This window comes from Ventosimonas gracilis (genome assembly GCF_001580025.1).
Classification (GTDB): domain Bacteria; phylum Pseudomonadota; class Gammaproteobacteria; order Pseudomonadales; family Pseudomonadaceae; genus Ventosimonas; species Ventosimonas gracilis.
Genome location: NZ_LSZO01000130.1, coordinates 23070 through 31568 on the forward strand (window position 1 = coordinate 23070; position 8499 = coordinate 31568).

Consider the following 8499-nt stretch of genomic DNA (forward strand, 5'->3'; position numbering starts at 1 on the left):
GTGATGTCATTGGCTAACACTCGAAAATCCAGTGCCGCAAACAGACTCAAAGTCATCACGCGCGACCGGAATGGAGCAACCAAAACGACCGGAGGCAGTGTAAAAGTTGCTAAAGCAGGAGGTACATTCATTGAACGCGATGATTCAATCAACTGCTACCCGCGCTGGGCAGCACCTACTTGCATCATTGTGGATGGTCCTTATGGACTTGGCAAGTTCCCCGGTGAGCCCAAGACACCGGCCAACTTGGCTGAATGGTATGCCCCTCATGTTGCCGCTTGGTCAACCCATGCCAAAACAGACACCACGCTCTGGTTTTGGTGCACTGAAGTCGGTTGGGCAATGGTTCATCCAGTTCTAGAAATGCATGGTTGGCAGTATGAAGAGTGCAACATCTGGGATAAGGGTATCGCCCATGTTGCCGGTAACTGCAATAGTAAGACTATTCGCGGAACGCCTGTCGTTACCGAAGTCGCAGTGCGCTACACCAAGCGCAACCTGCTCACGGGAGGCAAGGGGTTGCTCAGCATTAAAGATTGGGTACGGCATGAATGGCAGCGTAGTGGTCTTCCCATGTCAAAAGCTAATGAAGCATGTGGTGTTGCGAACGCTGCGACCAGGAAATACCTGACACAGTGCCACCTCTGGTATTTCCCGCCACCCGAGGCCATTGTCCGCATGTCTGCATACTGCAACAAGCACGGACGCCCCACGGACCGCCCCTACTTCTCCCTGGATGGTCGCACCATAGTGACCGAAGAAGCATGGGCGCAGATGCGCGCGAAGTGGAATCACACACATGGGGTTACCAACGTATGGCAAGAACCAGCAGTGCATGGCCGCGAGCGCATTCGTGTTGGCGATGGCTATCTACATGCCAACCAGAAGCCACTCGCCTTGATGAAGCGCCAGATCATTGCTTGCACTGACCCTGACGATGTAGTTTGGGAGCCGTTCGGTGGACTATGCTCGGCATCCATTGCCGCACTGCATACTGAGAGACGATCTTTCGCTTCAGAGATTAACCCCGAGTACTTCCAGGTGGCGGCGTCGCGCCTTGAAGAAGAGTTCGCTAACTTAAGGGAACGCCGAGAGCATGCCGCATAGCACTGCCGCACCCACGCCACCCGCCAAAACTGGTGGACCGGTTCGTTCTTGGCCTCATCGCAAGCTCTACGAGAACGTCATAAAGACGCTATATGCCTTGCCAGAAGAATTCAGAACGTCGCTTCGTATTTCTGACTTCCGAGCGACAGATATATTCACGCTGAATTCTGCTCTCGGAGCCTCCATTGAGGATGCTGTTGTCAATGGATTGAATAGTCTGCGCGAGGTGTGGGATCCGGACGGTCAATATGCGTTGTACCGCTTCGAGCGGCAGGCGCAGGCATTTCCGGATGTGCGACTGGTAACGGAAGCTCCTGATGAGCAAGCCATTATCATGGGGATCGAACTGAAAGGTTGGTTTGCTTTATCCAAAGAAGGCGAACCAACCTTTCGCTACACCGTTACCCCAAGTGCCTGCGCTGATGCTGACCTGCTTGTTGTTTATCCTTGGGTGCTCAGTGATGTGGTCGCGGGTAGCCCGAAGCTACTTCGTCCTTTCGTAGGAGGGGCTCGCTATGCAGCAGAGTTGCGCAATTTCTATTGGCAAACTATGCGAGCAGAACGGGGCGGAAATGGAACCATCATCCCTGCCACTCATCAAGCTCCCTATCCGGCCGTAAAAACCGACCAATGCTCTGACCGTGCAGCAGATGACGGCGGCGGCAACTTTGGCCGTGTAGCACGTTATGGCCTGCTGGATGAGTTCGTGAAATCCACAGAGAAGCAAGAGGTGTCGGGCATCCCGGTTCGGGCATGGCTGACCTTCTTCAAAATTTTCAGCGATAACGCACGCAACCTTGATACGGTAGTCACTACCGTTGAAAGCGCCTTACGTAGATATAGTGACATAGGCGAGAACGAGAAAACCGCCTTGGTGGAATCCTTTGAGCGTATCGTGGCAATCCTGAAGGGACAGTGACGACACTCAAGTCACTGAAAATATCGAAATCCATCGTCAGGATGCTTCGCGAATTGACGCGTGCGCTGGATGTAGCAACCCCATACCTGCGCCGATGAAGTCCTGCCAAAGGGCATCCGGAAATTCTACAAAATCGTTGCGCTTGACTCTTGAGACTAAACCTTGGCAACCACTTCACCACCAAATTGAGGGAACCCATCTTCGGGATTTCCGAGCTGCCGATAAGCATAGATTTCCGTATTGTTCGGGCCAACGGTCTTCCATGTTTCGGCCATGATCGTTCCATTGGGAAGACGGACATAGTAATAGCCGTTATCATCTGCACTAAGGGCATACGCGGTATTTGTCTGGGCAATGGGCCCATTTTTAAAACTGACAATACCGGACTGGTCATCAGGATTGGTTGTGGGTGGAATAGTGGTCGGCATGGATATTCCAGCCAGATCGGCACCTTGTAGCGAGGAAGGTCCAGCAACCACATACTTGGTTGAAGAGCCTCCGGCCACTTCTGCGCCAAGACTTGCGGATGCAGCCAAGCTCAAGGCGCAAGCAATGGCAGTCAAAGTTGGAGTTTTGTGTTTCATGGTAATTTCCTTTCAAGGGTTGAGGAGTTTGTTACAACGACCATTTTCATAAAAATGGACAAAATGCTTAAAATCTTGCCGTTAATCCCATTCTTATCGCACGTCCCGGTGCAGGTTGGGAGACACGCGCCAGGGGGTCGATATAATAACGATTGGTGATATTGGTTATGCCCAAATCGATGCTTAAATGGTCATGCACGCGATACACCGCATAAGCATCAAATACCCATATGGGATTCCAAGAATACGGGCGATTTAAAACACGCGACATCCCGCTCATATTTCTTTCGGATTTATTTTCATAGGCGCTGTGATAAGTCATTCGACTGCCAACCTCAAGTTTTCGATCAAGCAAACGCGCTCCAAAATCCAAATCAAGAGAGTATTTCGGTTGCAATGATGTGTGCGCAAACGTGCCAGGAAATCCACCATCTACGCACGCGGGAGTGCGGTTATAAATTGGGTCAATAAATGACGCATAATCTTTATCGCACATTTTTTGTTCAAGACGATAACTACCACCGAAGCCTGCAAAATACCTTCCACTATCAATGCGTGTCTGCACTTCAATGCCAGAAAGCTTTTTTTTGTCGAAATGCACGATATTGAAGTTGTAATCCCTATCCATATAGTCGCGGATGGTGCTATTGAAATAATTGATACGGAAATCCGTATAATTCAAGCCCGGAAAATAACGGGTTAAATCGTGTGCGTAACCCACTTCCCAGTTATACGCCCGTTCGGGTCTGCTGGCAGCACTGCCCCGAAGGGGGCTGCCAAGAGCACCACGTACCATCTGAGTGGATTCAAAAATGCTGGGAAAACGAGAGAACTGTGCATAACGTGCATAGACACGAATGTTGTCTGTCAGGAATGCCGTTGCTCCGAATTGCGGTGCCCACGCATGACCACGTATTTTTTCTGGTGCCTGCCAAGGGTTGGGGGGTGGCGCTCCAGAAACATAGGTATGGCCAAAGCTATCCCCATATTTTTTTGCAACACCATCTGGACTTTGCGTTGTGGCAACCATTTCATTAAGGTCAATTGTTCCATTCAAAAAAGGATTATTGGCCGCAAAACCTTTATGATTTCCCGTGTAGGGAACGAGAATTTCCTTGTCAGAAGTTTGATACCGCACACCGTTAATTTTTCCGTCATTTACGTAATCATCAGCTGTTGGAAATTCCGCCAAAAAATCTGCCAACATATCCGGCTCGTAATTTACATACCAATCAATTTCATCATCATAAAAACTGCGTTGTCTGTCATCGAAGTCCGCTGCATCCGCATCAGACATAATTTCTTTGTAAGTAAACCGTCTATAGGCTAATGGCGTATAAACTTGATAACCATCTACACGATGTTTGCGTTGCTCAGCCGTCTTGTCATCATGCGCCCAATAGTCCGAATAACGATAGCCTGCACTAAGTTGCAACCAAGAGGTTGCCGTCCAATTGAAATTAAAAGCAAAGTTATATTGCTCTCGCGTGCCTGCGCGTGGTGCATAATAGTGTATGCCGCTGGTTCCTTCGGTACGGTCATTGCCTGCTGCTTCAGAACCATTCCATTGTTTGAGTTTTTCGCGTGTAAAATCACCCGATACCGTCAGGTCTAAGGTCGAATGCAGTTTAAACTTGTTGCTCACATTTACGCCCAAACGGTCATCACTGGTAATCTGCAATGCTCTGGGTACGATGTTGTAACGCCCATTGGTATTAGGTTGTTTGTCCGGTGGTTCTGTTGGCACTGCAGCACAATAAGCAGAGCTTGGCGCTTGGTTTGACCTGGCATGGCACTTGACATAGTCATCCCACGCGCTATCTCTCGTATCTACGGTAGGAAGCCCAAAAGTCGCGTCTCCGTTCTGATGCCGCCATGCATCACTTTGAGTTACCCAAATACCGGCAGAAATATCTATCCAACGACTGCCTTCAGGCTTCCATGCGTAGCCTAGGTTGTATGTATTTTGTTTGACATTGCTATAGGGAAACTGCGCTTGAACCGCGTCGATTCCATTAATATTTTCGCTGTTACGGACAGCATATGAAATGATAAATGGAATGCTCTCACCAAAGAGATGGTCAGTACGCATATAGCTTAAATCAAGCGACTGATTACCAGGCAGTCGCACTGAACCTTTCAGTAAAATTGATTCAAGTTCGCTGGATGTATTGGTGACTTCTTGTCCGGGCAAAAAATAATTGGCTACGTATTGAGTAGGTAGCCGCTCGACTTCTAGAACTGTATTTGTATCCAGGTTTGCTAACAAATCATCACGCCATGCATCTGTTTCATACCCTTGAGAGCCGCCCTTTCCGCTAAAATAGTTCCCGCGTTTCCGATAGCTGTAAGCGCCAAGCAAGTCGAAATGCTCGTGTTTGTTTGCTATTGCCACCCGCCAGGCAGTGTCATTAAAGTCCAAATCTTTCCCGCTTGACCCTTTGCGTGGGGTCATGTCTGATCCGCGCCCGAATGGCAAAGACACACCGTAGCCAATTCTATAAGCTCCGGGTATATCCCGATAATCTTTGCCAAAGTTGCTGAAACTGCTTTCATCAGGTTTGACAGCATTGGTAGCCGTTTCAGTTTTCAGTTCAAACCCAAAAGTTTCACCGGGCCTTACGATGTCATCCACTTCCAGTGTTTTGACCTGCACCGAACCGCCAATTCCGGTTCTGACTCCGCGCGTCATGGACGGGCCTTTTTCCACCATGATGCTGCTAATCATGTTGGGGTCGAGGTAGTTGCGATTGGCGACACCCGCCAACGACATCCAGACGGACGTTGATTGTTCTGTACCATCGACGGTCAATGGAATCCGCCCGCCACCCTGTAAGCCCCGAATATTCGGGTCAACCGCGCCGCTGTTGCGTGAGTCCCCGCTATAAACGCCGTTCAACCCCTTGAATAGATCACCTACCGATGTCCCCTTGTAACGCTCGATTTCTTCCTTCCCCATATAGACATTGGACACATCCTTGGCAAACACATCGTTACGCCCGGCTTCGTCGCGGGTTTCGTATTGGCCTGTGACCTCGATGATGTCCAGTTCGGTGACATTGGCCGATGTCGATGCGGGGTCATCCTCGTCTTGAACCGTGCTCTGCGCCTGCACATAATCACCGCCGCAGGCAAGCGCCAGCAGAACGCACAAGACCAGTGGCTTCAGGGGATGGGCGGCGGGCGGTTCAATCGACTGAGGTAGCATGGCCAAGGCTCCATGTGTGCCGCCGCAGCGGCGTTCGGGTGTAGCCTCATCATGCCATTGAATGATAATGAGTATTGTTTGATTTCGTATGCGAGACGGAGGGAAACGTATGCGAGACGAAAATTTCCTGCTTTTGGAGGGAAGAGAACCGTTGTCATGACCTGGCAGCAGGTTGGGGCAAGGGCGTGGTTGAGCGACTTTCCGCAGACTTGCGCCTTGCCTTCCCCGGTATCGGCGGATTTTCGACCCAGAGCCTGTGGTACATGCACCAGTTCTTTCAGGAATGCAGCGCCACACCAAATCTCCAACCACTGGTTGGAGAAATCGGCTGGGCACGCGCTGGACGGCATATTCGCGTTTATGGGCAGCCAATACCGGCTGGAGGTGGAGGGAAAGGAGTGTTTTATCGACCGGCTGCTGTTCCAGCGCCGTCTGCGGGCGCTGCTGGCGGTGGAGTTGAAAATCGGGGAGTTCGAGCCGGAATTTGTCGGCAAGATGCAGTTCTATCTTGTCGCGTTGGATGCTACGGTGCGTCAGGATGAGGGGCTGTCCGGAATTTCGCTTAATCCTCCCTCGCCATCACCTTCTGCGCTGTCGCCCCCACGCTGTGTCGCGCGCGCAGCGCCAGTCCAAGCGCACACAGCACGCCGATGCTCATGCCCGTCAGCATGCCGACCTGACCCAGATAGTCCAGCATCACGCCTGCGGCGACAGGCACGACCAACCGTGCCACGGTAAAAATGGTCGATTGCAAGCCGTAGTCCGAGGCGTTGCGCTGGCGGCGGGTGAAGAACATCGTTAAACCAAACATCAGCGCGGAGATGGCACCCATGCTGGCGGCGACGATGAGGGCGCTGATGGTGAGCCAGACAGCGCCCAGCTTCGCCCAAACGACCACTGTGAGCAGCACCAATGCAGCGAGCGCGGCGAGCAGGTACAGCACGATGGCGCGTGCCGTTCCGAGCACTGAAATCAAGCGCCCGCCTATCAGGCTGAACAGTGCGCCGGTCACGCCGCCCGCAATGCCAATCGTCCATGCGACCTGTTCCAGCGGCATGCCTTGGTCGAGCATCAGCGGTTTCAAGAACAGCCAGACCGCGCCGATGAAGGGGAAGCTGGTCAGCAGCATCCAGGTCCATTGTGTTGCGCCCGGCTGCGCAAAAAAGCTGGCCCAATCGGCGAGTATGGCGGGCGGGGTGTTGTCCGTTGCGCTGTCTTGTACCGGCAGTGACGCTTGCGCGCGCAGTGCGGCAAACGGCAGGCAGCCCCCCAGCAAGGCCGCGCCCATGATGACGAAGGGTGCTTGCCAGCCCCAGCGCGAGAGCACCAGTACCATGACCCCGCCGCCGACAATCGCGCCGATAAACAGCGCGGCAGAACGGATGCTGCCCGCGCGTAATTGTTCGCTGCGCGGCAGCCATTGCACGGCCAGCGCGTTAACCGGAATGTCCAGCCAGGTAGTGGCGATGCTGATCAGAAAGGTCAGCGCAAACAGCGGCAGTTTGTGGGCAATCAAATTCTGCCAGCCGATGGCGACGTACATCGCCAGCAGCAATGCGCTCATCAGCCACAACCAATGCACGAAATGCCCGCGCCCGAAGCGCACGCGCTGCACCGGCATGGCGAACAGGAATTTGAAGATGGCAGGCAGCGCGGCCAGTTGCAGCAGGCCGATTTCCGTCCCCTCCCAACCGTGCTGACGCAGCACCAGCGGCAGGCCGAACATCAGGTAGATGCTGGGGACAGCCAAGACCAGATTCATCCAGCCAAACAGCAGTTGCAGTCCCCAGCGTTTGGGTGTGCTCATAGATGGCATCATGGGTTTGCTCGTGGTTTATGGGCAATCAGGACAGTGAGCGGCGTGACCGGAAAGCGCACCTGCTGCAATGTCTGCACGTTGATCAATCCGGCGTGCGCCAAGGCTTGCGCCAGTTTCCCCTGCGGCCAGACCTGCCTGCCTTGCATGCGCATGTAGAGGTAATACTGCAAGATGTGTTTGGCCTCGGCGGCGTCATCCAGCACTTCGGCGTGACAGCAGACCAGCACGCCACCCGGGCGCATGGCGCGGTATAGCCGTTGCAGGACTGCCGGAATATCCGCCACGAAATGCAGCACGGACGAACACCACACCAGGTCATAGTCGGTGCCGAAATCGTCGCTGTTCAGGTCGCCGCCAATGGCTTGCAAGCGCGAGGACAAACCGGCGCTATCGATATGCTCCTGCGCCACGGCGGCGGCTTGTGGGTACTCGAAGACCACGCCGGTCAATGCGGATTGAATTTGCGCCAGTGCAATCGCCACCAACCCCGGTCCGCCGCCCAAATCCAGCAGACGGCGGGCATGCTGGAACTGCGGCAACCTGGCGCACAGTTCACGCGCGACATCTGCCGTCACCGCGCGTTGTTCCTGCGCAATCTGCACCCGCGCCGCCTGCGCCCAGCCGCGTTGCAGCTTGGCCCTATCGGGCATGAGCGCAGACGTGCCATGGCGCACCAGCTCCCCCAGCTGTGCGCCGACCTGACGCACGATACGATGTCGAAACAACAACGCATCGCCGCAGTAGTTCTCTGACTGCGCATCCAGATAGCCACTGGCGACGGGTTGGTTGCGATAGCGCAGTGCAGGCGTGGTTTCACGTTCCAGCAAATCCATTGCCCACAATAATTCCAGCAGATAGCCGG

6 protein-coding genes and 2 pseudogenes are annotated in these 8499 nt (G+C 53.5%); 4 read left to right on the plus strand and 4 right to left on the minus strand.

Annotation, left to right across the window (positions count from 1 at the left end; all coding sequences use genetic code 11):
• Positions 1–3: 3 nt before the first annotated feature.
• Both AXE65_RS05780 and AXE65_RS05785 read left to right on the plus strand, forming a co-directional pair.
• Complete coding sequence (locus AXE65_RS05780) at positions 4–1107, plus strand: DNA methyltransferase (RefSeq protein ID WP_079214060.1); 1104 nt, start codon at positions 4–6, stop codon at positions 1105–1107.
• A complete protein-coding gene (locus AXE65_RS05785) occupies positions 1097–2026 on the plus strand; it encodes a hypothetical protein (RefSeq protein ID WP_068389353.1) in 930 nt (309 codons plus the stop codon). Before AXE65_RS05780 ends, AXE65_RS05785 begins: the two co-directional genes overlap by 11 nt.
• A 155-nt stretch (positions 2027–2181) precedes the next feature.
• Here the strand turns inward: AXE65_RS05785 and AXE65_RS05790 are convergent, their stop codons facing one another.
• Positions 2182–2610, minus strand: coding sequence for a hypothetical protein (locus tag AXE65_RS05790; protein ID WP_068389356.1), 429 nt, complete (start codon positions 2608–2610; stop codon positions 2182–2184).
• Positions 2611–2677: 67 nt separating this feature from the next.
• On the minus strand, positions 2678–5818 hold the full coding sequence (locus AXE65_RS05795) for a TonB-dependent receptor domain-containing protein (protein WP_068389361.1): 3141 nt from the start codon (positions 5816–5818) through the stop codon (positions 2678–2680).
• A 74-nt stretch (positions 5819–5892) separates the two neighbouring features.
• Between AXE65_RS05795 and AXE65_RS14450 the strand changes: the two are divergent.
• Both AXE65_RS14450 and AXE65_RS14455 read left to right on the plus strand, forming a co-directional pair.
• Positions 5893–6147 (plus strand): annotated as a pseudogene (locus AXE65_RS14450) (DUF1016 N-terminal domain-containing protein); the annotation flags it as partial.
• A pseudogene (locus AXE65_RS14455) lies at positions 6134–6349 on the plus strand (PDDEXK nuclease domain-containing protein); the annotation flags it as partial. The pseudogenes AXE65_RS14450 and AXE65_RS14455, both read left to right, overlap by 14 nt.
• Before the next feature lie 31 nt (positions 6350–6380).
• Here the strand turns inward: AXE65_RS14455 and AXE65_RS05800 are convergent.
• Entirely contained in the window at positions 6381–7625 is a 1245-nt protein-coding gene (locus tag AXE65_RS05800) for an MFS transporter (protein WP_068389364.1), read from the minus strand.
• Between the two features lie 8 nt (positions 7626–7633).
• The coding region (locus AXE65_RS05805) for a class I SAM-dependent methyltransferase (RefSeq protein ID WP_079214061.1) at positions 7634–8499 on the minus strand (866 nt) is incomplete at its 5' end.